The 24,931-nt window shown below is 67.5% G+C and carries 22 protein-coding genes, 1 tRNA gene, 1 pseudogene and 1 riboswitch; of the genes and pseudogenes, 21 read left to right on the top strand and 3 right to left on the bottom strand.

Translation table 11 applies throughout. From position 1 onward, the window contains the following. Positions 1-71 precede the first annotated feature (71 nt). The 9 genes and pseudogenes from rpe to hisF all read left to right on the top strand — a co-directional run bounded on the left by rpe (position 72) and on the right by hisF (position 7,211). Positions 72-729: pseudogene (gene rpe, locus QFZ69_RS12365) on the top strand (ribulose-phosphate 3-epimerase). A 126-nt stretch (positions 730-855) separates the two neighbouring features. Continuing rightward, positions 856-1,006: riboswitch (FMN riboswitch) on the top strand. A 154-nt stretch (positions 1,007-1,160) separates the two neighbouring features. Then, complete coding sequence (gene ribD / locus QFZ69_RS12360; protein WP_373461892.1) at positions 1,161-2,363, top strand: bifunctional diaminohydroxyphosphoribosylaminopyrimidine deaminase/5-amino-6-(5-phosphoribosylamino)uracil reductase RibD; 1,203 nt, start codon at positions 1,161-1,163, stop codon at positions 2,361-2,363. Next, positions 2,363-3,016, top strand: coding sequence for a riboflavin synthase (locus tag QFZ69_RS12355; protein ID WP_306918547.1), 654 nt, complete (start codon positions 2,363-2,365; stop codon positions 3,014-3,016). The genes ribD and QFZ69_RS12355 overlap by 1 nt, the downstream gene beginning before the upstream one ends. 14 nt (positions 3,017-3,030) lie before the next feature. After that, positions 3,031-3,699, top strand: a complete 669-nt coding sequence (gene ribB / locus QFZ69_RS12350) for a 3,4-dihydroxy-2-butanone-4-phosphate synthase (protein WP_373461938.1) — start codon at positions 3,031-3,033, stop codon at positions 3,697-3,699. A 48-nt stretch (positions 3,700-3,747) separates the two neighbouring features. Beyond that, positions 3,748-4,419 carry a GTP cyclohydrolase II gene (gene ribA / locus QFZ69_RS12345; protein ID WP_306918543.1) on the top strand — a complete coding sequence of 224 codons (672 nt, stop codon included), beginning with the start codon at positions 3,748-3,750 and terminating at the stop codon, positions 4,417-4,419. A gap of 59 nt (positions 4,420-4,478) precedes the next feature. After that, positions 4,479-4,964 (top strand): 6,7-dimethyl-8-ribityllumazine synthase, encoded by a 486-nt coding sequence (gene ribH / locus QFZ69_RS12340; protein ID WP_306918542.1) that lies wholly within the window; start codon positions 4,479-4,481, stop codon positions 4,962-4,964. A gap of 156 nt (positions 4,965-5,120) precedes the next feature. Continuing rightward, complete coding sequence (locus tag QFZ69_RS12335; protein ID WP_123254457.1) at positions 5,121-5,384, top strand: phosphoribosyl-ATP diphosphatase; 264 nt, start codon at positions 5,121-5,123, stop codon at positions 5,382-5,384. Positions 5,385-5,512: 128 nt separating this feature from the next. Beyond that, positions 5,513-6,355: an ATP phosphoribosyltransferase gene (gene hisG, locus QFZ69_RS12330; RefSeq protein ID WP_306918537.1), complete on the top strand. Its 843-nt coding sequence runs from the start codon at positions 5,513-5,515 to the stop codon at positions 6,353-6,355. A 79-nt stretch (positions 6,356-6,434) separates the two neighbouring features. Continuing rightward, complete coding sequence (hisF, locus tag QFZ69_RS12325; RefSeq protein WP_306918535.1) at positions 6,435-7,211, top strand: imidazole glycerol phosphate synthase subunit HisF; 777 nt, start codon at positions 6,435-6,437, stop codon at positions 7,209-7,211. Between the two features lie 103 nt (positions 7,212-7,314). Here hisF and QFZ69_RS12320 read toward each other — a convergent pair whose 3' ends face one another. Beyond that, positions 7,315-7,959, bottom strand: coding sequence for a TIGR03085 family metal-binding protein (locus tag QFZ69_RS12320; protein WP_306919668.1), 645 nt, complete (start codon positions 7,957-7,959; stop codon positions 7,315-7,317). A gap of 153 nt (positions 7,960-8,112) precedes the next feature. On the opposite strand from QFZ69_RS12320, the gene hisI reads away from it, so the two are divergent. The 11 genes from hisI (at position 8,113) to pyk (ending at position 23,506) form a co-directional block, all read left to right on the top strand. Next, on the top strand, positions 8,113-8,586 hold the full coding sequence (gene hisI / locus QFZ69_RS12315) for a phosphoribosyl-AMP cyclohydrolase (protein ID WP_306918533.1): 474 nt from the start codon (positions 8,113-8,115) through the stop codon (positions 8,584-8,586). A gap of 110 nt (positions 8,587-8,696) precedes the next feature. Further along, complete coding sequence (locus QFZ69_RS12310) at positions 8,697-10,316, top strand: anthranilate synthase component I (RefSeq protein WP_306918531.1); 1,620 nt, start codon at positions 8,697-8,699, stop codon at positions 10,314-10,316. Next, entirely contained in the window at positions 10,313-10,951 is a 639-nt protein-coding gene (locus QFZ69_RS12305; protein WP_306918529.1) for a Trp biosynthesis-associated membrane protein, read from the top strand. Before QFZ69_RS12310 ends, QFZ69_RS12305 begins: the two co-directional genes overlap by 4 nt. A gap of 88 nt (positions 10,952-11,039) precedes the next feature. Then, entirely contained in the window at positions 11,040-11,333 is a 294-nt protein-coding gene (locus QFZ69_RS12300) for an HGxxPAAW family protein (RefSeq protein WP_306918527.1), read from the top strand. Between the two features lie 2 nt (positions 11,334-11,335). Then, positions 11,336-12,154 (top strand): indole-3-glycerol phosphate synthase TrpC, encoded by an 819-nt coding sequence (trpC, locus tag QFZ69_RS12295; protein WP_306918525.1) that lies wholly within the window; start codon positions 11,336-11,338, stop codon positions 12,152-12,154. A gap of 110 nt (positions 12,155-12,264) precedes the next feature. Continuing rightward, on the top strand, positions 12,265-13,587 hold the full coding sequence (gene trpB, locus QFZ69_RS12290; protein ID WP_306918524.1) for a tryptophan synthase subunit beta: 1,323 nt from the start codon (positions 12,265-12,267) through the stop codon (positions 13,585-13,587). After that, on the top strand, positions 13,584-14,417 hold the full coding sequence (trpA, locus tag QFZ69_RS12285; protein ID WP_306918523.1) for a tryptophan synthase subunit alpha: 834 nt from the start codon (positions 13,584-13,586) through the stop codon (positions 14,415-14,417). The genes trpB and trpA overlap by 4 nt, the downstream gene beginning before the upstream one ends. Before the next feature lie 3 nt (positions 14,418-14,420). After that, complete coding sequence (gene lgt / locus QFZ69_RS12280; RefSeq protein ID WP_306918520.1) at positions 14,421-15,587, top strand: prolipoprotein diacylglyceryl transferase; 1,167 nt, start codon at positions 14,421-14,423, stop codon at positions 15,585-15,587. 258 nt (positions 15,588-15,845) lie between these two features. Continuing rightward, a complete protein-coding gene (gene gltB, locus QFZ69_RS12275) occupies positions 15,846-20,462 on the top strand; it encodes a glutamate synthase large subunit (protein WP_306918518.1) in 4,617 nt (1,538 codons plus the stop codon). Continuing rightward, positions 20,455-21,912: a glutamate synthase subunit beta gene (locus QFZ69_RS12270; protein ID WP_306918516.1), complete on the top strand. Its 1,458-nt coding sequence runs from the start codon at positions 20,455-20,457 to the stop codon at positions 21,910-21,912. Before gltB ends, QFZ69_RS12270 begins: the two co-directional genes overlap by 8 nt. A gap of 94 nt (positions 21,913-22,006) precedes the next feature. Further along, positions 22,007-23,506 (top strand): pyruvate kinase, encoded by a 1,500-nt coding sequence (pyk, locus tag QFZ69_RS12265; RefSeq protein ID WP_306918514.1) that lies wholly within the window; start codon positions 22,007-22,009, stop codon positions 23,504-23,506. An 88-nt stretch (positions 23,507-23,594) separates the two neighbouring features. On the opposite strand, the gene QFZ69_RS12260 is transcribed toward pyk, so the two are convergent. Next, on the bottom strand, positions 23,595-24,200 hold the full coding sequence (locus tag QFZ69_RS12260; protein ID WP_306918512.1) for an ANTAR domain-containing response regulator: 606 nt from the start codon (positions 24,198-24,200) through the stop codon (positions 23,595-23,597). Positions 24,201-24,405: 205 nt separating this feature from the next. Between QFZ69_RS12260 and QFZ69_RS12255 the strand changes: the two genes are divergently transcribed. Continuing rightward, positions 24,406-24,487: transfer RNA gene (locus QFZ69_RS12255), tRNA-Leu, on the top strand. 15 nt (positions 24,488-24,502) lie between these two features. On the opposite strand, the gene QFZ69_RS12250 is transcribed toward QFZ69_RS12255, so the two are convergent. Next, on the bottom strand, positions 24,503-24,913 hold the full coding sequence (locus QFZ69_RS12250) for a hypothetical protein (RefSeq protein ID WP_306918511.1): 411 nt from the start codon (positions 24,911-24,913) through the stop codon (positions 24,503-24,505). Between the last annotated feature and the right edge of the window lie 18 nt (positions 24,914-24,931).

The following is a 24,931-nucleotide window of genomic DNA, read 5'->3' as shown; positions in this document are numbered from 1 at the left end:
CAGGCGGTACCGGGTCACCGAAGGCCCGCGAAGACACACCCGAACCGTTCAGCAGACCGCAAAGGAACCCCATGGCCCAGTGCTGCATCAACCCGAGCATCCTTTCCGCCGACTTCGTCAACCTCGAGGCGGAACTGCACAGAATCAGCAACGCCGACGCGGTGCACGTGGATGTCATGGACAACCATTTCGTGCCGAACCTGACGATCGGACTGCCCGTTGTGAAGCGGATCCAGGAAGTCAGTCCGGTGCCGCTGGATGCGCACCTGATGATCGCCGACGCCGACCGTTGGGCGCCGGGCTTCGGCCGACGCCGGGGTGGCCTCGGTGACCTTCCACGCGGAAGCCTCGATTGCGCCGGTCAAGCTTGCCCGGGAGCTGCGGGCCCGCGGAGCGAAGGCCGGGATGGCGCTCCGGCCCGGAACCGCGGTGGAGCCATATCTGGACATGCTCACGGAACTCGACCTCCTGCTGATCATGACAGTGGAGCCAGGCTTCGGCGGACAGTCCTTCCTGGACCTGACGCTGCCGAAGATTCGCCGCGCCCGCGCCGCGATTGACGGTTCAGGCGCGCGCGTGGCGTTGCAGGTCGACGGCGGCATCACCGAGGAGACGATCCTGCGCGCCGCGGAGGCAGGGGCCAATGTCTTCGTGGCAGGGTCCGCCGTTTACGGTGCCGCCGATCCGGCGGAAGCCATCGACCGTCTCCGCGCGGCCGGTAAGCGCTGAGGCGCCGCGCGGCCGACGCTAAAGGCGCCGCGCGGCCGGCAGACCGTAAAGATGACGCCGGGCGTAACATCGGCGGCGGGGGAATAGCGGGAGCTATCCGGTAGTTGTGTCAGAATAACAACACACATACGTGCTCCGGGGTCGGTGTAAGTCCGAACCGGCGGTTATAGTCCGCGACCCGCGAGCCGGGCCTTTCCTTCGGGAGGGGGCCGGCGGACGGTTGAACCGGTGGAACTCCGGTACCGACAGTTAAAGTCTGGATGAGAGAAGCACGTACAGCTGTTACTGCGGCTCCCTTTTGGCGCCGCAGAATAGGGCTGTCGTATACCCCCGGAGCCATCGCGGTTCTTGAGGGAAGGAACGACAGGCATGGACTCTCTGCGATGGCTCTTTACCGACGCTGCGGCCTCTGGAGGCCCGGTGCCAGGTAAATGAGCGTCCAACAGTCAACCGAACAGAAAGCAGGCGCGGACCTGTCCGGGGCCGGATTCAGCGGTACCGAGGTCGCCGCCATGGAGGCGGCCCTCGAAGCAGCCCTGCAGGGGCCTCGGGGTGCCAACCCGCTGGTAGGCGCCGTCGTCATGGCCGCCGACGGGACCCGGCTGGTCACCGGCTACCACCGCGGCGCCGGCACGGCCCACGCGGAAGCGGACGCGATCGCCCAGGCAGCCGCCGCCGGCCATGACCTCAGCGGCACCACTATGCTGGTCACCCTGGAACCCTGCAACCACTGCGGACGGACCGGCCCCTGCGCCCAGGCGATCATCGACGCCGGCATCACCGACGTCGTCTACGCCGTCGACGACCCGCATGACCCTGCCGCCGGCGGCGCGGCAACCTTGCGCGCCGCGGGAGTCCGGGTCCGTTCCGGGCTCGGGGCAGTCGCCGCGCTGGACCTTAACCGGCGCTGGTTCGACGCCGTCGCCGCCAAACGGCCCTTCGTCACCCTGCACATCGCGCAGACCCTCGACAGCCGGATCGCCGCCGGGGACGGCACCAGCCAGTGGATCTCCAGCCCGGAATCCCTCGCCGACAACCATGCCCTGCGCGGCAGGATCGACGCCATCCTGGTCGGGACCCAGACGGTCCTGGTCGACAATCCGCGCCTCACCGCCCGCAACTCCGACGGCGGGCCGGCTGGCAAGCAGCCGCTGCGCGCCGTCATGGGTTACCGCGGCATTCCCGCGGACGCGGCGATCAACGGCGACGACGGCAAGGTGCTGCACCTGCCGACGCGCGATCCCCGTGAGGCGCTCGACGAGCTGTTCGCGGCGGGCGTGCGTCACCTCATGGTCGAAGGCGGCTCGCGGGTCCTGAGCGCCTTCCTCGCCGCCGGGCTCGTCGATGAACTCATCGTCTACCTCGCCCCGACGCTTCTCGGGTCCGGCACTCCGGCCCTGGCGGACCTCGGCATCACAACCCTGGCCGACGCCCAGCACTGGGAATGGGACGCCGCCGCCGGAGGGGCAGTCCAGATGCTTGGCCGCGACCTCCGGCTGCACCTGCGCCCCAGGCCGTACAGCACGGCCCCAGCGGGAGCACCAACAACGGGCACAGCCCTGAGCCCCGCCACCACTTCATCCGATTCCATTCCGCGCAGCACCGGCGCGGACACCGCCTCAGGAGGCAATTGATGTTCACCGGAATTATCGCTGAGCAGGGGAAGGTGTTGTCCGTGGAACGCAACGGCGACATCAGCGCCACCGTCCGGCTCCACGCGCCCGGCACTACCGAGGGACTCGCCCTGGGCGGCTCGATCGCCGTCAACGGTGTCTGCCTCACGGCCACCGAGATTGACGGCAAGGACTTCAGCGTCGACGTCATGGGCGAGACACTGATCCGCAGCACCATCGGCGAGCTCGCCGCCGGGGACCCGGTCAACCTGGAGCGCTGCGTTCCGGCCGGTGGCCGCCTCGACGGCCACATCGTCCAGGGCCACGTGGACGGCGTCGGGGAACTTCTGGAGCGTGAGGGCCTCGACAACTGGGACCGTCTCCGCTTCGCCGTGCCTGCCGGCCTGGCGCGGTACGTCGCCGAAAAGGGATCCATCGCCGTCGACGGCGTGTCCCTCACCGTGACCGCCGTAAGCCCGGCACCCGAGCCGGCGCCGTGGTTTGAAGTGGGGTTGATCCCCACCACGCTGGCCGAGACCGGGCTGGGCTCGAAGAATCCCGGCGGCCGGGTAAACCTCGAAGTGGACGTGCTGGCGAAGTACACTGAGCGCCTGCTCGCATTTTCCAGCGCAGCAGCCGGGGGAGCAGCACGCGGGGAGGTGGCGGCGCAGTGAATCACCTCAAGGATTTGTCCGCCGCAACGGACACCACACCGCGGCCGGGCCTCGACCCGATCGAGGACGCAATCCGCGCCATGGCGGCGGGACTTCCGGTCATCGTAGTCGACAACGAGGACCGTGAAAACGAGGGCGACATCATTTTCGCGGCCCAGCACGCCACACCGGCCCTGATGGGCTGGACGGTGCGTTACAGCTCCGGAGTGATTTGCGTGCCGCTCGACGCCGACCGCGCCGATGCGCTGGCGCTGCCGCCGATGGTGGAGGTCAACGAGGATTCCAAGGGCACCGCCTATACGGTGTCGTGCGACGCGGCGATCGGCGTCAGCACCGGAATCTCCGCGACGGACCGGGCCCTGACCGCCCGGGTCCTGGCCGATCCCGGCAGCACGCCGTCCGCCCTGACACGCCCCGGGCATGTTTTCCCGCTTCGTGCCGTTAAGGGTGGTGTGCGGGAACGTCCCGGCCACACCGAAGCGGCAGTGGACTTGTGCCGGCTTGCGGGCCTCGAACCCGTGGGTGTCATAGCAGAGCTGGTGTACGACGACGGAGAGATGATGCGGCTGGACGGACTGCGCGCTTTCGCGCTGGAGCACGGCTGCCCCCTGATCTCGATTGCGGATCTGGTGGAATACCTGACGCCGGCCAGCCTGCCGGCCCGGGCAGCGGACACCGTCTGAAAGACGCTTGATGAAGGAGAGACGATGACGACGTCGGATGTACAAGAAATGAGCACGGGGCGCCAGCCGCACCCGGTCAGCGGCGGACCGGTCGTCCAGCTGCCCACGACCTTCGGCCATTTTGTGGCGCAGGCGTGGACCGATCTGGCCACCGGGGCCGAGCACCTCGCAGTCAGTTCGCCGCTGCCGCCCGTTGACGGGAGGGCGTCGCTGGTACGCCTGCACTCGGAGTGCCTCACCGGGGACGTGTTCGGTTCCTACCGCTGCGACTGCGGCGAGCAGCTGGCTTACGCCCTGGAACTGATCAACGAGTTCGGCGGGACCCTGCTGTACCTGCGCGGGCAGGAAGGCCGAGGGATCGGCCTGGCCAACAAGATGAAGGCCTATGCCCTGCAGGAAGCCGGGTTCGACACCGTGGAAGCGAACGAGCAGCTGGGCCTGCCGGTGGACGCGCGCTGCTACAAGGCGGCGGCGCAGATCCTTGCCGAGATGGGACTGCACGAGATCCGGCTGCTGAGCAACAATCCTGACAAGCAGGACAGGCTCGCCCAGGCAGGGGTCCGGGTCGTGGAAATGGTTCCCACCGAGGTCCCCTCCCGGGAGCAGAACATTCGATACCTGCAGACCAAGAAGGACCGGATGGACCACCGGCTGGTGCTGGACATGCAGCCGGCGGTGCCGGTTGCCGGACCGCGGGGCTTCGAGCACGAACAAGACTGACCGGGCAACCCCTCAAGACTTCGCAATCCCTAAAGACTTAGCAGAACAAGGATTCCCAGATGGCCGGACACGGCGCACCCCAGATTGACCTCGGCACCATCAAGTCCGAGGAAACCTCCCAACTGAGACTGGCCATCGTGGCAGCCAGCTGGCACACCCAGATCATGGACGGCCTGCTGGACGGCGCTCTCCGCGCCGCAAAGGACGCCGGCATCAGCGAGCCGACCGTGCTTCGTGTACCCGGCACGTTCGAGTTGCCCGTCGCCGCAGCCCGGCTGGCGCCGCACTTCGACGCCGTCGTGGCGCTCGGCGTCGTGATCCGCGGCGGCACCCCGCACTTCGAGTACGTCTGCGAGGCAGCCACCGTGGGCCTGACCGAAGTCTCGGTGCGGACGGGCGTGCCTGTCGGCTTCGGCGTGCTGACCTGCGACACCGAACAGCAGGGCATCGACCGGGCCGGGCTGCCGGGATCCAAAGAGGACAAGGGCCACGAGGCCGTCACCGCGGCCCTCGTCACCGCAGTGACCCTGCAGCAGTACCGCTAAGTCCCGCAGGTCGGGGCCGGAGGCCGTGCCGCCTACGCGGCCCCGGCCGGCCGTCCCCCGTGCGGCTCCGGCAGGCCTGTGGGATCGCTCACATCCCGGCCGTCATGCAACGGCGCGGCAGGCGTTGCCCGGGGCCGAGCAAGTAGGCTGGGGGGTGTGAAGAATTTCGAGTCGCTGTTCGCAGAACTGAGCGAGAAGGCAGCCGCCCGCCCGGAGGGCTCCCGCACCGTCGCCGAACTGGATTCCGGAGTCCACGGCATCGGTAAGAAAGTCGTGGAAGAAGCGGCCGAGGTCTGGATGGCTGCCGAGTACGAATCCGATGAAGCCGCAGCGGAAGAAATTTCCCAGCTGCTCTATCACCTGCAGGTTCTGATGCTCGCCAAAGGACTCAGCCTGGAAGACGTCTACAAGCATCTCTAGCCACGTCCGCGCCGGAGCCGCCTGAGCTTTCAGGCGGAACCGGTGTATTGCGTGGCCCGCTGTGCCTGAACCGACTTTTCCTTGGACCGTTCCCGAGCGGACGCCGTCCCGACCAAGAAAGACCTCCAATGCTGAGAGTTGCCGTCCCGAACAAGGGATCCCTGTCCGAAGCCGCCTCCGCCATGCTCGCCGAGGCCGGCTACCGCCAGCGCCGCGACACCCGCGAGCTGGTCATGGTGGACCCGGACAATGATATTGAGTTCTTCTTCCTCCGCCCGCGCGACATCGCCGTGTACGTCGGCCAGGGCACGCTCGACGTCGGCATCACCGGCCGCGACCTGCTGCTGGACGCCGAGGTTGAGGCAGAAGAGCTGCTGCCGCTGGGTTTCGCGGCCTCCACGTTCCGCTTCGCCGGTCCGGTGGGTGACTTCAGCACCGTCGACCAGCTCGAAGGCAAGCGCCTGGCCACGAGCTACGACGGCCTGCTCCGCGGCTACCTCGCGGAGCGCGGCATCAAGGCGAAGGTCGTCCGCCTCGACGGCGCCGTCGAATCCTCCGTCCGGCTCGGCGTCGCCGACGCGATCGCCGACGTCGTCGAAACCGGCACCACCCTCAAGGCCGCCGGGATGGAGATCTTCGGCGAGCCCATCCTGAATTCCGAGTCCGTGCTGATCGGCCGCAAGGGCGAGCAGAACCCCGCGACCGAGGTACTGATCCGCCGCCTCCAGGGTGTCCTCGTGGCCCGGCAGTACGTGCTGATGGACTACGACATCCGAAAGGAACTCGTCGAGGACGCCGCGGCGCTCACCCCGGGCCTTGAGTCACCGACGGTCTCCCCGTTGCGCGATTCCGACTGGGTTGCCGTCCGTTCCATGGTGCCGAAGCGGGAAACCAACCGGATCATGGATGAGCTGTACGACCTCGGCGCCCGCGCCATCCTTGTCAGCAGCATCCACGCCTGCCGCATCTGACCGGCGCGTCCGTGAATGAACGGTCCGGGCGTCAACCGTCCGTGAGTGAATCTTCCGTGAGCGAATACCAGGAGAAGCCATGACTGTAGCCGTGCGCGTTATCCCGTGCCTCGACGTCGACGCCGGCCGCGTGGTCAAGGGCATCAACTTCGAAGGCCTGCGCGACGCCGGCGACCCGGTGGAGCTGGCGCACCGCTATGACAACGGCGGCGCCGACGAACTGACGTTCCTCGACGTCACAGCGTCCTCCGGCAACCGCGAGACGACCTTCGACGTCGTCCGCCGTACCGCCGAGGAAGTCTTCATCCCGCTGACGGTCGGCGGCGGTGTCCGCGGCGTCGCCGAGGTGGACAAGCTCCTGCGCTTCGGCGCGGACAAGGCAGCCATCAACACCGCGGCCGTGGCCCGGCCGGACGTGATCGATGAGATCACGAGGCACTTCGGCTCGCAGGTCCTGGTGCTGTCCCTCGACGCGCGCCGTACCCGGCCGGGATCCCAGCCCACCGCCTCCGGCTTCGAAGTCACCACCCATGGCGGACGCCAGGGGACCGGAATCGACGCCATCGCCTGGGCACGTGAAGCGGCGGACCGGGGCGTCGGCGAAATCCTGCTGAACTCGATCGACGCCGACGGCACCAAGGACGGCTTCGACCTGGAACTGATCCGGCTCGCGCGGGCGGGGGTCAAAGTGCCGCTGATTGCCTCCGGCGGCGCCGGCAGGCCGGAGCACTTCCCGCCGGCCGTCGCGGCGGGCGCTGACGCTGTCCTCGCGGCGTCGGTCTTCCACTTCGGGCCGCTGGACATGATCGCCCAGGTCAAGACGGCCATCCGCGAGGCGGGCTTCGAAGTCCGCTGACAGTGGTCCGATAACAAGTGTTGGTTGAGCCCGGGCCCACGCCCGCGGGGTTCCCTGGCGGGGAGCCGGTGCGGACTTGCGAGGTTAGGGAGCGGGTGCGGAGTTACAGGCCGACTTCGGCGGACTGCAGCAGCGCGACGGCGTCCGGCTGGCCTTCGAAGGTCACGAGGGCATGGCGGGTCCGGCCATGGGCGTGCATCAGAAGTTCGCCCGGCTCGCCCACGATGGCCACCGACACGGGAGCGCGCTTGGCAACGTGGCGGGGCCCGGACGGCCGCACCAGCACGATGCCCAGGTCCACGCCGCGGTACAGGATCGCGGCGCGTTTGATTAGCTCGTCCCAGAGCGCGTCCGAGTACTCCTCGTCCAGGGCGCGCGGAGCCCAGCGGTCAACCGCCCGGCGCACATCTTCTGTGTGCACGAAATACTCGATCAGGTTGGAACTCTCATCCAGGGCCTTGATCTTCATCGGGGAGAGTGCGGGAGGGCCGGCACGGAAGGCATGGACCAGCTTGTTGTAGTCGTCCGGCGTCTTGAGCTTGGCCGCCAGCTGGGCCGTGGCCTTGTCGGAGGCCTTGGCCAGCCGCTTGATCAGCAGCCCCAGACCGACGGCGGCCTTACGCTCGCGCAGGTACAGGTGGGCGGCAAGATCGCGCGTGAGCCAGCCCCTGCAGAGCGTGGGGGAGTCGGGACCGGCCGCCAGCAGGGTTTCGGCCAGGACTTCTCGGGACGGGTCGACGAAATGCATCACTTGTGAAACTAGCACGAGACGGCGGAGCGTGTGCACTGGACCGGCGCCGATTTGGCAGCCACGGAGCTTTTCGCCCCTTGTTGACTCCGATGTTAAGCGCGGCACCGGGGGACAAGGCTTTGATCCTGCGCAGGCACTAGACTTGAACTGATGTCTGAGCAGCCCGCCCCCGCCCCCCTCCCGAGTTTGCCGGCCCCGCGTTCGGCGGCCCCGAGTTCGGCGGCCCCAGGTCTAATGGCTCCGGGACCGGGAGCGACTCCGGCGGGCAGCCCCCTCCCCGCCGGACTGGCCGAGGCCCTCAAGCGGGACAGCGCCGGCCTGGTCGCCGCGATCGTCCAACAGTTCGACACCAATGAAGTGCTCATGCTGGGCTGGATGGATGACGAGGCGCTGCACCGCACCCTGACCAGCGGTCGCGTGACGTTCTATTCGCGCTCCCGCCAGGAATACTGGCGCAAGGGCGACACGTCCGGCCATGTGCAGTGGGTCAAGTCCCTGGCCATGGACTGCGACGGGGACGCCCTGCTGGTCCGCGTCGACCAGGTCGGTGCCGCCTGCCACACCGGGACCCGCACCTGCTTCGACGGCCGCGAGCTCGACGCCGTGGCCGGCCACGCGGACTGAACCGGCCGCCCGCACACCCATAGGGCCACGGGCTGCAGCTCCGGACCGCGGAATCACCGGCACACAATAGACCCTCAGGACAACTGACAGAACAGGCGGAAACCACAGCCATGCAGGACCTTGGAATCATCAGCCCGGGCCTGGCGGAGTTCCGTGAACTCGCAGGCCACAGCCGCGTCATTCCCGTCCGGCTCAAGGTGCTGGCGGACGCCGAAACCCCGATCGGGCTGTACCGGAAGCTGGCGCAGGGCCAGCCGGGCACGTTCCTGATGGAATCCGCCGCGGTCGGCGGCGCCTGGTCACGGTACTCGTTCATCGGCGCCCGGTCCCGGGCGACCCTGACCACGAAGGACGGGCAGGCACACTGGCTCGGCCGGCCGCCCGTCGGGGTGCCGCTGGACGGTAGCCCGGTCGACGCCATCCGGGACACCATCGAGGCGCTGCGCACGGAACGGTTCGAAGGGCTGCCGCCGTTCACCTCGGGCCTGGTCGGATTCCTGGGCTGGGAAACGGTCCGGCACTGGGAGAAGCTCGCCAGCCCGCCGGAAGACGATCTGGAACTGCCGGAGATGGCCCTGAACCTGGTCACGGATATGGCGGTGCATGACAACATGGACGGCACCGTGCTGTTGATCGCCAACGCCATCAACTTCGACAACAGTTCCGAGCGCGTCGACGAGGCCTGGCATGACGCCGTCGCCCGGGTGAAAGCGCTGCTGGCCAAGGTCAGCACGCCGGTCGAGCAGCCGGTATCGGTGCTGGAGACCGCGGCCCTGGACTTCGCCTCCAGCGTGCAGGAACGCTGGAAAGAGGCCGACTACCTGGCCGCACTGGACCGCGGCAAAGAGGCGATCGTCGACGGCGAAGTTTTCCAGGTGGTCATCTCCCGCCGCTTCGAGATGGAATGCGGCGCTGACCCGCTGGACGTCTACCGGGTGCTGCGGAACACCAACCCGAGCCCCTACATGTACATTTTCAGCCTCGAGGACGCTGCCGGCCGGCAGTACTCGATTGTCGGGTCGTCCCCGGAAGCGCTCGTAACCGTGACCGGTGAGGAAGTCATCACCCACCCGATCGCGGGTTCCCGGCCGCGCGGCAAGACGATCGAGGCGGACAAGGCCCTGGCCGAGGAACTGCTCGGTGACCAGAAGGAACGCGCCGAACACCTGATGCTCGTGGACCTTTCCCGCAACGACCTGTCCAAGGTCTGCGTCGCCGGTTCCGTCGACGTCACGCAGTTCATGGAGGTGGAGCGCTTCAGCCACATCATGCACCTCGTCTCCACCGTGGTCGGCAAGCTCGCGCCGGCCGCCAAGGCCTATGACGTGCTGCGGGCAACGTTCCCGGCCGGCACGCTCTCGGGCGCCCCGAAGCCGCGCGCCCTGCGCCTGCTGGACGAACTCGAACCGCACCGCCGCGGCATCTACGGCGGCGTGGTGGGCTACCTGGACTTCGCGGGGGACATGGACATGGCAATCGCCATCCGCTCTGCCCTGCTGCGCGAAGGCCGGGCCTATGTGCAGGCCGGCGGCGGGATCGTCGCTGACTCCGTGAACGAAAGCGAAGCCCTGGAGACCGTCAACAAGGCAGCTGCCCCGATGCGCGCCGTGCACACCGCCGGATCGCTGCGCAACATCACCGCCGACGCGATCGCCGACGCCTCCCAGCCGGCTGCCGAAATCAGCTACGACGCCGGGAGCAGTGCGGACGCCGGGAAAGAGCAGCAATGACTCGCAACACCACCGTGCAGAGCACCAGCCCCGCCGTTCCGCGCTGGGCCCGGAAATCCACCTTGGTCCTGGTCATCGCCGCCCTGGCCCTGGCCGTCTTCGGCACCACCACGCAGACGTGGCTCACGGTGCACCTTGACCCCACGCAGCTGGGCCAGGCCGTCAACAGCCAGGACGGGCTGCAGGTGCAGGGCAGCAAGGCCGCCACCACGGTGACGGCACTGGCGCTCGTTGCCCTCGCCGGTGGACTTGCCGCCTCGATAGCCGGACGGATCGCGCGGTGGATCATCACCGCCATCATCCTGCTCGCGGCCGCCGGCATCGTCGGCGCCGCCGCTGTCGTCCAGGCCGACCCGCTGGCCGCCGCCCAGGGCTCCATCGCCGCCGCCACCGGGATCAGCGGGAGCAGCGTCCAGGTGGGCGTCACCGCCTTGCCGGCCCTCGCCGTCGTAGCCGGATCCCTGCTGGGCCTCACCGCGCTGGCGATCGTGCCCGCGGGACGTTACTGGAAAGCCCGCACCAAATACGAGACCGCGGCCACCGGGGCCGGCGCCGGGCCGGCGGCAGCGCCGGCCGGGCCCGCGGACGAGATTGACAGCTGGGACCGGCTGTCGCGCGGTGACGATCCCACCTGAGCCGGCGCGGGCGCGGCCAGCAACGCGGAAAAACAGTGCCGCCAATAAATGGCAGAATGTAAGCAGTATTCGTCCTGAGGAGATTTCAATGAGCAAAGAGACCGTTTCGCCCCCCAAGCCCGCTGCCGGAACCGCCGCCTTCACGTACGACAGCGCCGGCCACAGCGAACCCACCGGCCACGGCAACAGCCCCGCCGCCTGGACCACCGTGTTTGTGATGCTCCTCGGCGCCCTCATCATGTCCATCGCGTTCGTCATCGCCAACACCCCCATCTTCATCGCGGGCGGCGCGGTCATGGTGGTCGGCCTGCTGGTCGGCTTCGCCATGCGCAAGGCCGGCTACGGCGTCGGTGGCAGCAAGCTGAAGAACTCCGGCCACTAAGCGTGACTGTTCTCGATGACATCAACACCGGTGTCAGGGAGGATATGGAGGCCCGCCAGCGCCTCGTTCCGCTCGCGGAACTGAAGGAACGTGCCGCCGGGGCGGCGCCAGCCCGCGACGCCTGGGCCGCCCTGGGCGGCGACCTGGCCGAGCGGAACCAGCTGAAGGTGATCGCTGAAATCAAGCGGCGCAGCCCCTCCAAAGGCGATCTCGCCAGCATCGCCGATCCCGCCTCGCTGGCCGTGCAGTACGCCGGCGGCGGTGCGGCAGCGATCAGCGTGCTGACCGAACAGCGCCGCTTCAACGGCTCGCTCGCCGATTTCGACGCCGTCCGGGCAGCCGTGGATCTCCCGCTGCTGCGCAAGGATTTCATGATCGACGAGTACCAGATCTGGGAAGCCCGCGCCCACGGGGCCGATCTGATCCTGCTGATTGTGGCGTCCCTGAGTGACGCGCAACTGCGTGAGTTCAGCGCCCTCAGCCGCGATCTCGGCATGAACGTGCTTGTGGAGACGCATACGGCAGAGGAAATCGAGCGGGCAGTCGCCGCCGAGGCCCGGATCATCGGCGTCAACGTGCGCAACCTCAAGACGCTCGACGTCGACCGCTCCGTCTTCGCGGAACTCGCCGGGAGTATCCCGTCCTCCGCGATCGTGATCGCGGAGTCCGGTGTGCGCGGCGTCGACGACGTCCGGCACTACGCGGCCAACGGGGCCAACGCGGTCCTGGTCGGCGAAGCCCTGGTCAGGAACGCAACCCCGCGCGAGCGGATTGCGGAGTTCATGGCAGCCGGAGCGGAAGAGATTGCCGCCCGCGCCTGAGGCATTCGCCGGACGTCCCAGCCTGACGGCCCGAGCGGCACCGGGCGCAGGGCACCCGCAGGAACTTTTAGAGCTTTACTAGCGAGCAGTGGAACAGGATGGTGAGACTGATGGCCGATGCGCCAGCAGCCAGCTCAGACGAAAGCGCCGTGGACGCGTTCCTGCAGGGTGGGGAATCCCTGCGGCACGCCCCCGGACCGTACTTCGGCTCCTACGGCGGCCGATGGATGCCGGAGTCGCTCATCGCGGCCCTGGACGAGCTCGAGGACACCTTCGAGAAGGCCAAAGCCGATCCTGAGTTCACCGCGCAGATCGCCGAGCTGAACCGGAACTACTCGGGCCGGCCTTCGCTGCTGACCGAGGCGAAGCGCTTCGCCGAGCACGCCGGGGGAGTCCGCGTGTTCCTCAAGCGCGAGGACCTCAACCACACCGGCTCGCACAAGATCAACAACGTCCTGGGTCAGGCGCTGCTCGCCAAGCGGATGGGTAAGACCCGCGTCATCGCCGAAACCGGCGCAGGCCAGCACGGTGTCGCCAGCGCCACGGCCGCCGCCCTGATGGGCCTGGAATGCGTGGTCTACATGGGCGCCGAGGACTGCCGCCGGCAGGCCCTGAACGTCGCCCGGATGGAACTCCTCGGGGCAACGGTCATTCCGGTGACGAACGGTTCACAGACCCTCAAGGACGCCATCAACGAGGCGCTCCGCGACTGGGTCGCCAATGTGGACAACACGCACTACCTCCTGGGCACGGCCGCCGGCGCGCACCCCTTCCCGGCCATGGTCCGCTACTTCCACGAGGTCATCGGCGAGGAGGCCCGCGGCCAGATCCTGGCGCAGACCGGCCGCCTGCCCGACGCCGTGTGCGCCTGCATCGGCGGCGGCTCCAACGCCATCGGGATCTTCCACGGCTTCCTGGACGACCCCTCCGTGAAGATCTACGGCTTCGAAGCCGGCGGCGACGGCGTGGAAACCGGACGCCACGCGGCCACCATCACGCTTGGCAAGCCCGGCGTGCTGCACGGCGCCCGCTCCTACCTGATGCAGGACGACGACGGCCAGACCATCGAGTCGCACTCCATCTCGGCGGGCCTGGACTACCCGGGCGTCGGCCCGGAGCACTCCTACCTTGCGGACATCGGGCGGGTCAGCTACGAGCCCATCACGGACAGCGAGGCCATGGACGCGTTCCGGCTGCTCTGCCGCACCGAAGGCATCATCCCGGCCATCGAGTCCGCCCACGCCCTCGCCGGCGCGATCAAGGTAGGCCAGCGCCTCGCCGCCGAGGACCACGGCAAAGCGTCAGAAAAGATCGTGATCGTGAACCTCTCCGGCCGCGGCGACAAGGACGTGGCCACGGCCGCGGAATGGTTTGACCTGCTGGACAAGGATTCACCGGAGTCGGAGATCGCCAAAGAGGGGGAGCAGCTGTGAGCAGCGTTGAATCGACCGGCAGCCCGGACACGACGGGCACGAGCAAGTCGGCGGCGGCGATTGACCGTGCCAAGGCGCAGGGCCGCGCGGCCCTGATCGGCTACCTGCCGGCCGGGTACCCGAGCGTTGAGGACACGATCGCTGCCGGCATCGCCCTTGTCGAGAACGGCGCCGACCTGATCGAGATCGGCATCCCGTATTCGGACCCCGTCATGGACGGGCAGGTCATCCAGGCCGCCACCACCGAAGCCCTCGCGAAGGGCTTCCGCGTCCGCGAGGTCTTCGACGTCGTCCGCGGCATCACGAGCAGGACCGATGCCGCCGTCCTTGTCATGACCTACTGGAATCCGGTCTTGCGGATGGGCGTCGACGAATTCTCCCGCCGCCTGGCCGAAGCCGGCGGAGCCGGGCTCATCACCCCGGACCTGATCCCCGACGAAGCATCCGAATGGATGGCGGCCTCGGACAAGTACGGCCTGGACCGGGTGTTCCTGGTGGCGCCCTCGTCCTCCCCGGAACGGATGAGGCGGACCGTGGATGCGAGCCGCGGCTTTGTCTACGCCGTGTCCATCATGGGCGTCACCGGCGCCCGCTCCTCGGTCAGCTCGGCCGCCAAGGACGTCGTGGCTGCGGCGCACGCGGCCGGCGCCGCACGGGTCTGCGTTGGCCTGGGCGTGTCGAACGCGGACCAGGTCCGCGAGATTGCCGCGTACGCGGACGGCGTGATCGTGGGGACCGCCCTCGTCGCCGCGATCCGCGACGGCGGCGTGGATGCGGTAGCGTCCTTGACGAAAGACCTCAGCACCGGCCTTACCAGGGAAGAAGCGTAAGCAATGCAGTCAGTCCTCCACATGGCGGCGATGGTTCCCGCGAGCATTCCGAGTCCGGACTGGTCCGGATTCGACATCCCGCTGCCGTGGGGGTCGCTGCGCATCCACGCTTACGCGCTGTGCATCCTGGCCGGCATCATCGTCGGGCTCTGGCTGACCTCGGTCCGCTGGGCGAGGCGGGGAGCCCCGGAGGGCAGCGTCTGGGACATTGCCATCTGGGCGATTCCCTTCGGCATCATCGGCGGCCGGCTCTACCATGTGGTGTCCTCCCCGGACGCGTACTTCGGCCCGGGCTTTGACGGCACCGGTGACCTCTCGTTGATCCCGCAGATCCAGCGCGGCGGCCTGGGTATCTGGGGCGCGGTGCTGCTCGGGGCGGTGGGCGCCTGGATCGGCTGCCGCCGGGCCGGCGTCAAATTGACGGCGTTCCTCGACGCCGCGGCGCCGGGGCTGCTGCTGGCCCAGGCCATCGGCCGCTGGGGCAACTATTTCAACCAGGAGCTCTTCGGCGGCCCCACGACAATGCCGTGGGGACTGCAGATCGACGCCGACAACCCGAACTTCCCGCCCGGCATGCCGGCCGAAACGCTTTTCCACCCGACGTTCCTGTACGAGTCGCTCTGGAACCTGGCCGGCGTGGCCATCCTGCTGGTGCTGGATCGGCGCTTCAACTTCCGCCGTGGGCGCCTGTTCTGGCTCTACGCGATCTACTACACCCTCGGCCGGGTGTGGATCGAGGCGATGCGGATCGACGACGCCGAGCAGATCAACCTCTTCGGGATCACCGCCAGGCTCAACGTGTGGACCAGCATCTTCGTCCTGCTGGTGGCGCTGGCCGCCTTCATCGTGCTGGGACTGCGTAAGCCCGCAGACGCCGACACCCCCTACCTGCCGGGACGCGAGCCCGCGGCCGACGGGGCCGGCACCAAGGAACCGGCGACCGTTCCGGCGCCCGCCGGAGGTATCCGCCATTCGGACGCCGCTGTCTCAGATAGTGAATCGCGTGGTAATCTCCCTGATAACCAAAGCGGTCCAGGAGATGCCTCTGCCCCAGCTGAAGCATCAAAGGAACCCACCGGCGGCACCGCGCCCGCCAGTGGAGCACCGGCGGCCGGAGCACCCGGCCACCACGCCGCCGGATCCGCGCCGGAAGCTGGCGGTAGCAAGTAGCCCAGCAACGGCAAACCGGGCCGCAGAGCCACCGCTCGCCGGGCCCGTATCCACAGCGTCGTGGCAGCAGGGAATGCTGCGGACTGTAGCCGTCCGCGCAATCCCGGGTCAGCAGCCCGCGTAATTTTGTTCGTACAGGACGCCCGGCTGACCTACAATTCCAGTAAGAAACTCTTTGTTGTGCCCGTCACGCCGGCGCACCGATTCGGGCCAATGTTGTCCCTCCCATACGCACGATCAGGAGGAAGGACGTCTCCCATGACCCAAACCCTGCACAGCCCCAGTTGGTCCGAGTCCGATCAGTCGGCCGCCGCCATGTCTCCGTTCAAGCGGTTCGCGGCACTGCCGGAAGCCGCCGGACTGTACAACCCGGAGCAGGAGAAGGACGCCTGCGGACTGGCCATCATCGCGACCCTCCGCGGGGAACCTGGCTACGACATCGTCGATGCCGCCCTCACCGCCCTGCGCAACCTCGAGCACCGCGGCGCCGTCGGCGCCGATGAAGGTACCGGCGACGGCGCCGGCCTGCTCATGCAGGTGCCCGATGAGTTCCTCCGAGCGGTCACCGAATTCGAACTCCCCGCCCCCGGACAGTACGTGGTGGGCACCGCCTTCCTTCCCGCCGAGCAGCGCGAAGCCGATGCCGCCAAGGCCGGGATCGAAGGCCTCGCGGCCGACGAGGGCCTGACCGTCCTCGGCTGGCGCGAAGTCCCGATCGTCGCCGACCTCGTCGGCGCCATGGCCCGGGCCTGCATGCCCTACTTCTCGCAGCCGTTCTTTGCCTCCAGCACCGGGGAAGTCCTGGAGCGCAACGAACTGGACTCCCGCGCCTGGCGGATCCGCAAGCGCGCACAGAACAAGTTCGGCGTGTACTTCCCGTCGCTCTCCTCGCGGACGATCGTCTACAAGGGCATGCTGACCACCGCCCAGCTGGAGCCGTTCTACCCGGACCTGTCGGACAAGCGCTTCAAGACCAAGCTCGCCATCGTCCACTCGCGCTTCTCCACCAACACGTTCCCGTCCTGGCCACTGGCCCAGCCGTTCCGCACCATCGCGCACAACGGTGAGATCAACACGGTCAAGGGCAACCGCAACTGGATGCGCGCCCGGCAGTCCCAGCTGGCCAATCCGCTGCTGGGGGAATCGCCCGAGGAGCTGTACCCGATCTGCACCCCGGGTGCCTCGGACTCTGCATCCTTCGACGAGGTCGCGGAACTGCTGTGGCTCTCCGGACGCCCCATCACGCACTCGATCATGATGATGATCCCCGAGGCGTGGGAAAACCACGCCACGATGGACCCGGCCCGCCGGGCCTTCTACGAGTACCACTCCCTGCTGATGGAACCGTGGGACGGCCCCGCAGCCGTTTCCTTCACCGACGGCAACCTCGTCGGCGCCACCCTTGACCGCAACGGGCTGCGCCCGGGCCGGTACTGGATCACCGAAGACGGCCTGGTCGTCTTCGCCTCCGAGGTCGGTGTGATCGACGTCGAACCCTCCAAGGTCGTCAAGAAGGGCCGCGTCTCGCCGGGCAAAATGTTCCTGGTGGACACCGAGGCCGGCCGGATCATCGACGACGCCGAGGTCAAGGCAGAGGTGGCCGCGGCCAACCCGTGGACCGAATGGCTCAAGGACAACCTGATCGACCTCGAGGACCTGCCGGAACGCGAGCACGTCGTGCACACCGCGGCCTCGGTCAACATCCGCCAGCGGACCTTCGGCTACACCACCGAGGAACTGAAGATCCTGCTGGGCCCGATGGCCCGCACCGGAGCCGAGCCGCTGGGCGCCATGGGATCGGACACGCCCGTGGCCGTGCTGTCCAAGCGCCCGCGGCTGCTGTTCGACTACTTCGTGCAGTCCTTCGCCCAGGTCACCAACCCGCCGCTGGATGCCATCCGCGAAGAGCTGGTGACCTCGCTGACCTGCGCTATCGGTCCCAACGGCAACCTGCTGGACACCAAGCAGGTCCGCCAGCCGCAGGTCTCGCTGCCGTTCCCCGTGATCAACAACGACCAGCTCGCCAAGATCGCGAACATCGAGAACGCCGACGGCGACAAGGTCGCCATGAAGGTCCGCGGCCTCTACCGCCCCGAAGGCGGCGAGAACGCGCTCCGCGCCCGGCTGACGGAAATCTGCGAGCAGGTTTCCGGCGCCATCAACCGCGGCGTCCAGTACGTCGTGCTCTCGGACCGTGACTCAAACGCCCAGTGGGCTCCGATCCCGTCCCTGCTGCTGGTCAGCGCCGTGCACCACCACCTGCTGCGCAGCGCCAACCGCACCAAGACCGCGCTCGTGGTCGAGGCAGGCGACGTCCGCGAAACCCACCACGTGGCCGTCCTGATCGGTTACGGCGCCTCGGCCGTGAACCCCTACCTGGCCATGGAATCGGTGGAACAGCTGATCACCTCCGGCGACGTCGTCGGGGTCACCCCGCAGGACGGCGTGTACAACCTGATCAAGGGCCTCGGCAAGGGCGTCCTGAAGATCATGTCCAAGATGGGCATCTCCACCGTCGCCTCCTACACCGGCGCGCAGACCTTCGAGGCTCTCGGCCTGGGCCAGGACCTGGTGGACGAGTACTTCGCCGGCACGCACTCCCAGCTCGGCGGCGTCGGACTCGGCGTCATCGCCGCCGAAGTCGCTGCCCGCCACCAGATGGCGTACCCCGAAAACGGGATCGAGAAGCCGCACCAGCCGCTGCTCGGCGGCGGCGAGTACCAGTGGCGCCGCGACGGCGAGCCGCACCTGTTCAACCCGGAGACCGTCTTCCGGCTGCAGCACGCTACCCGTGAGCGGCGCTACGACATCTTCAAGGCCTACACCCGCGGCGTCGATGACCAGTCGCAGAACCTGATGACCCTGCGCGGGCTGCTGAAGTTCAAGGCCGGGCTTCGTCCCGCGGTTCCGCTTGAAGAAGTGGAGTCCGTCGCCAGCATCGTCAAGCGCTTCTCCACCGGCGCCATGAGCTATGGCTCCATCTCCCAGGAGGCGCACGAAACCCTCGCGATTGCGATGAACCAGCTCGGCGGCAAGTCCAACACCGGTGAAGGCGGCGAGGACGTGGACCGGCTGCTGGATCCCAAGCGCCGCTCCGCGGTCAAGCAGATCGCCTCCGGCCGCTTCGGCGTCACGAGCCTGTACCTGACCAACGCGGACGACATCCAGATCAAGATGGCGCAGGGTGCCAAGCCCGGCGAAGGCGGCCAGTTGATGGCGCAGAAGGTCTACCCCTGGGTGGCCCGGACGCGGCACTCGACGCCCGGCGTCGGGCTGATCTCCCCGCCCCCGCACCACGACATCTACTCGATCGAGGACCTTGCGCAGCTGATCTATGATGCCAAGCGCGCGAATCCTTCGGCCCGGGTGCACGTCAAGCTCGTCTCCGAGGTGGGAATCGGCACGGTTGCCGCCGGCGTCACGAAGGCGAAGGCCGACGTCGTGCTGGTTTCCGGCCACGACGGCGGTACCGGCGCCTCGCCGCTGAACTCGCTCAAGCACGCCGGTGTCCCGTGGGAGCTGGGTCTCGCCGAGACGCAGCAGACCCTGATGCTCAACGGCCTGCGCGACCGCGTCGTGGTGCAGGTCGACGGCCAGCTCAAGACCGGCCGCGACGTCGTCATCGCCGCGCTGCTGGGCGGCGAGGAGTTCGGCTTCGCCACCGCTCCGCTGGTGGTCTCCGGCTGCATCATGATGCGCGTCTGCCACCTGGACACCTGCCCGGTGGGCGTCGCGACGCAGAACCCGGAGCTCCGGTCCCGCTTCAACGGCAAGCCCGAATTCGTGGTCAACTTCTTCGAATTCCTCGCCGAGGAAGTCCGCGAGATCCTGGCGGAGCTGGGCTTCCGCAGCATCGAGGAAGCGATCGGCCACGCCGAAATGCTCGACACCCGTGAGGCGATCAACCACTGGAAGGCCGAAGGGCTGGACCTGGATCCGATCCTGCACGGCCTGGAGTTCGACGACGACGCGCCGCTGCGCAACCTGACCGGCCAGAACCACGAGCTGGACAAGCACTTCGACCAGCGCCTGATCGCGATGGCCGCCGAGGCGCTCAGCGACCGCACCCCGGTGAAGATCGCCGTCGATGTGATCAACACGGACCGTTCCGTGGGCACCATGCTGGGCCACGTGGTCACGAAGACCTTCAGCACCGATGTGCTGGCGCCCGACACCATCGACATCACGCTGACCGGCACCGCCGGCCAGTCGCTCGGGGCGTTCCTGCCGGCTGGCATCACGCTGCGCATGTACGGCGACTCCAACGACTACGTCGGCAAGGGACTCTCCGGCGGACGGATCATTGTCCGCCCGGACCGCACCAACGTCTTCCCGGCGGAACGCAATGTCATCGCCGGCAATGTGATCGGCTACGGCGCCACCAGCGGAGAGCTGTTCCTGCGCGGCCAGGTGGGCGAACGCTTCATGGTCCGCAACTCCGGCGCCACCGCGGTGGTCGAAGGAATCGGCGACCACGGCTGCGAATACATGACCGGCGGCCAGGCGCTCATCATCGGGCGCACCGGACGCAACTTCGGCGCCGGCATGTCCGGCGGCACCGCCTTCGTACTGGATCTGCTGACCACCCGCGTCAACAAGCAGGCCCTGGAGTCCGGGGAACTGCAGCTGCGCGAACTGGACGCCGAGGACCGCGACATCGTCCACGGGCTGCTCGTCAAGCACCTCGAGGAAACGGAGTCGCTGCTCGCGGCCCGTCTGCTGGAGAACTTTGATGACACCGCAGCCCGCATAACCAAGGTGCTGCCGCGCGATTACGCGGCCGTACTGCAAACCCGTCTTGACGCCATCGAAGAGGGCCTTGACCCCGACGGCGAAGAAGTTTGGTCTCGAATCCTGGAGGTGACCGGTGGCTGATCCACGCGGATTTCTGAAAGTACGCCAGCGTGAAACCCAGCCACGCCGTCCCGTTCCGGTCCGCATCATGGACTGGAAAGAGGTTTACGAAGCCCAGGAAAAGGGTGTCCTGAAGGCCCAGGCAGGCCGCTGCATGGATTGCGGCATTCCGTTCTGCCATCAGGGCTGCCCGCTCGGGAACCTCATTCCCGAGTGGAACGATCTGGTCTGGCGGGACAAGGGGGAGGAAGCGATCGAGCGGCTGCACGCCACCAACAACTTCCCCGAGTTCACCGGCCGGCTGTGCCCCGCCCCCTGCGAGGCGTCCTGCGTGCTGGGCATCAACCAGCCGGCCGTGACCATCAAGCAGGTCGAGGTGTCGATTATCGACCAGGCCTTCGAAAACGGCTGGGTCAACCCGCTGCCGCCGCACCGCCTCACCGGCAAGACGGTCGCCGTCGTCGGCTCCGGCCCCGCCGGACTGGCCGTCGCGCAGCAGCTGACCCGGGTGGGCCACACGGTTGCCGTCTATGAACGAGACGACAAGATCGGCGGGCTCCTGCGTTACGGAATCCCCGACTTCAAGATGGAAAAAGAGCAGGTCGACCGCCGCCTCGAGCAGATGAAGGCCGAGGGCACCCGCTTCCGGACCGGCGTCGCCGTCGGCACCGACGTGACCTGGGAGCAGCTGCGACGCCGGTACGACGCCGTCGTGGTTGCCACCGGCGCCACCGTTCCGCGGAACCTGCCGATCCCTGGCCGTGATCTTGAAGGCGTCCACTTCGCCATGGACTACCTCGTCCCGGCCAACCGTGTTGTGGCGGGGGAGACGGTCGAGAACCAAATCAACGCCGCCGGCAAGCACGTCGTCATCCTCGGCGGCGGCGACACCGGCGCGGACTGCCTCGGCACCGCGCACCGCCACCAGGCCGCTTCGGTGACCACCCTGGCGATCGGCAAGCAGCCCCCCGCGGAGCGCGCCGGCCACCAGCCCTGGCCGACGTTCCCGACGCTGTTCGAGGTTGCCAGCGCGCACGAGGAAGGCGGCGAACGCACCTACCTCGTCTCCACCGTCGAGTTCGTGGGGGAGAACGGCAAGCTGACCGGCGTGAAGGTGGCCGAGACCGAGTTCGTCGACGGCAAGCGCCTCCCGAAGGCCGGCACCGAGCGGATCATCCCCGCAGACCTGGTCTTTTTGTCCCTCGGTTTCACCGGCGCAGAGCCCGCCGGGATCACCGAGCAGGTCAGGGCCGAGTTCGACGGCCGCGGCAACGTGGCCCGGGACGGCTACTACATGACCAACACGGAAGGCGTCTTCGTCGCCGGAGACGCCGGCCGCGGACAGTCGCTGATCGTCTGGGCCATCGCCGAGGGACGCGCCTGCGCGGCCGCGGTGGACAAGTTCCTGATGGGCAGCACCATCCTTCCGGCCCCCGTGGCCCCGACCGACCGGGCCATGGCCGTCCTCTAGCCCGGCACTCGGTCCGAACGCCGGGTCCGGACGTCCCCGACTGATCCCTCCGGCAACAACTTCATCCATGCAAATCGACTACTAGGGTAGGTATATGAGACGCGCTAAAATAGTGGCCACCTTCGGACCGGCAATCGCAAGCTTCGAGAACACGCTCGCCGTGCTGGAAGCCGGCGTCGACGTGGCCCGCATGAACATGAGCCACGGCGACTACGCCGTGCACGACACCACGTACGAGAACGTCCGCAAGGCCGCAGGCCAGCTCGGGAAGCCCGTCGCGATCATGGCGGACCTGCAGGGGCCGAAGATCCGCCTCGGCCGCTTCGTCGACGGGCCGCACCTGCTGGCGGTCGGTGACACGTTCACCATCACCACCGAGGATGTTCCGGGCACCAAGGAGATCGCCTCCACGACGCTGAAGAGCCTCACCGACGACGTCAACCCCGGCGACGCGCTGCTGATCGACGACGGCAAGGTGGCGCTCCGCGCGATCGACGTCGACGACGTCAAGGTGGTCGCCCAGGTGATCGTCGGCGGGTACGTTTCGAACAACAAGGGCATCAACCTGCCCGGCGTTGCGGTCAACGTCCCGGCGCTGAGCGAAAAAGACGAGGGCGATCTGCGCTGGGCCATGCGCCGCGGCGTGGACATGGTTGCCCTCTCCTTCGTCCGCGACGCCTCGGACATCAAGCGGGTCCACGAGATCATGGACGAAGAAGGCCGCCGTGTGCCGGTGATCGCCAAGATCGAGAAGCCGCAGGCCGTAGAGCAGCTTCATGAGATCATCGACGCGTTCGACGCCATCATGGTGGCCCGTGGCGACCTCGGTGTGGAACTTCCCCTCGAGGAAGTGCCGATCGTGCAGAAGCGCGCCATCGAACTGGCGCGCCGCTGGGCCAAGCCGGTCATCGTGGCCACCCAGGTGCTTGAGTCGATGATCGACAACCCGCGCCCGACCCGCGCCGAGGCTTCCGACTGCGCCAACGCCGTGCTCGACGGCGCGGACGCCGTCATGCTCTCCGGCGAGACCAGCGTGGGCAAGTTCCCGATCGAGACCGTGAAGACCATGGCCCGGATCATCGAATCCACTGAGGTCCACGGCCTGGAACGCGTCCCCCCGCTGGGCACCAAGCCCAAGACCCGGGGCGGGGCCATCACCCGGGCCGCCGTCGAGATCGCCGACCAGCTGGATGCGAAGTACATCTGTACCTTCACCCAGTCCGGTGACTCCGCCCGCCGCCTTTCCCGGCTGCGCCCGATCCGTCCGGTCTTTGCGTTCACCCCGGTGGAGCACGTCTGGAACCAGCTCGCCCTGACGTGGGGCATCCAGCCGGTGCTGGTCCCGATGGCAGGCCACACCGACGAGATGACCGCCCAGGTGGACCGCAGCCTGCTCGAACTCGACGTAGTGGAGGACGGCGATCTGGTGGTCATTGCCGCCGGTTCGCCTCCCGGAAAAGCCGGTTCCACGAACATGCTGAAGGTGCACAAGGTCGGCGACCTCGCCGACTTCGGCAGCACCGGGGAAGCCGCGGTTACCAGGGACAAGCTCGGCCCGTGGCCGGAAAAGAAGAAGAAGAACAACCAGGGCTAGTTCTTTAGGTTCATGCAGGAAGGGAGGGTCCCCGCCGCGGTTCACGCGGTGGGGGCCCTCCCTTTTGCTTTGTTTCTTACCGACCGGGTCAGTTGACCTGGTTGATGATGGTCTCGGCAACCTCGCGCATGCTGAGGCGGCGGTCCATCGAGGTCTTCTGGATCCAGCGGAACGCTTCCGGCTCCGTCAGGCCCATCTTGGTGGTCAGCAGGCTCTTGGCGCGCTCCACAAGCTTGCGGGTGGCGAACTGCTCCTGCAGGTCCGTCACCTCGCTCTCGAGGGCCTTGATCTCCTCGTGCCGGGACAGGGCGATCTCGAGGGCGGGAATGAGGTCCGCCGGGGTGAAGGGCTTGACGACGTAGGCCATGGCGCCGGCGTCGCGGGCGCGCTCGACGAGTTCCTTCTGGCTGAAGGCGGTGAGCAGGACCACCGGGGCGATCCGGGCCTTGACGATCTTCTCGGCGGCGGAGATGCCGTCCATGACGGGCATCTTGACGTCCATCAGGACGAGGTCCGGCTTCAGTTCCTCGGCAAGCTGCACGGCCTTCTCGCCGTTGTCCGCCTCGCCGACGACGTCGTAGCCCTCGCCCCGCAGGATCTCGATGATGTCCAGGCGGATGAGGGTCTCATCCTCGGCGACGACTACGCGGCGCGCCGGCTTGGAAGTGGGGGTTGACTCCGTCTGTTCTGACACGGGAACTCCTTGGAAAGGTACGGCGGGAACTAGACCATCATAGGTTTAGACCCGTGGTGCACTGGGACCGGGTTGGGTTCGATGCGGCGTCACTGGCGCGATTCTGGAATTCAGCCTATCTGCATGTAGAGTAATTTCGCGCACTGGAAGCGATCGCGTTGCTCACAGCACTGGGGCAGGCTGATTGTTACAAGGTGTACTCCGCGCCCGAGTGGCGGAATTGGCAGACGCGCCGCACTCAAAATGCGGTATCGAAAGGTGTGTGGGTTCGAGTCCCACCTCGGGCACAGTGTTTTCGCACGTCAGAGCCGCCATACTGGTTCAGGTAGTGCTTCTATCCAGGCTTGCTGAACGTGGTTGAAGCGGTTCCACATGATGGTGACCCACGCGCCGGTGGGTTGCACCGCGTCCACGCTGAGGAGGGTCACTTCTGCCGTGGTCCCGCTGGCCAGCTTGGCGTTGTTGAAGGATCGCCATCTTTGTGCTGCGTTAGCCAGCCAGGTACGCCGTCGAGCGGACCTTTTCCCCCATAACAGCGCCAGCACTAGAACAGTCGATAGCAACACGCTGCCAACGATGATCTTCACGACGAGAAGAAGTTCCGTTGCAGTCAAGGCTATGAATGAGAGGGCAAAGACGATGAAGACAACCGCGCTGGCTATCACTAGTCCGGTTGTCGCTACCTTGGGTCTTACCGCCGGATTGACGACCATTCGCATTACCTCTTTAAC

Source organism: Arthrobacter sp. V1I7 (assembly GCF_030817015.1).
Lineage (GTDB): Bacteria > Actinomycetota > Actinomycetes > Actinomycetales > Micrococcaceae > Arthrobacter.
This window is presented reverse-complemented; position numbering and strand designations above follow the sequence as displayed.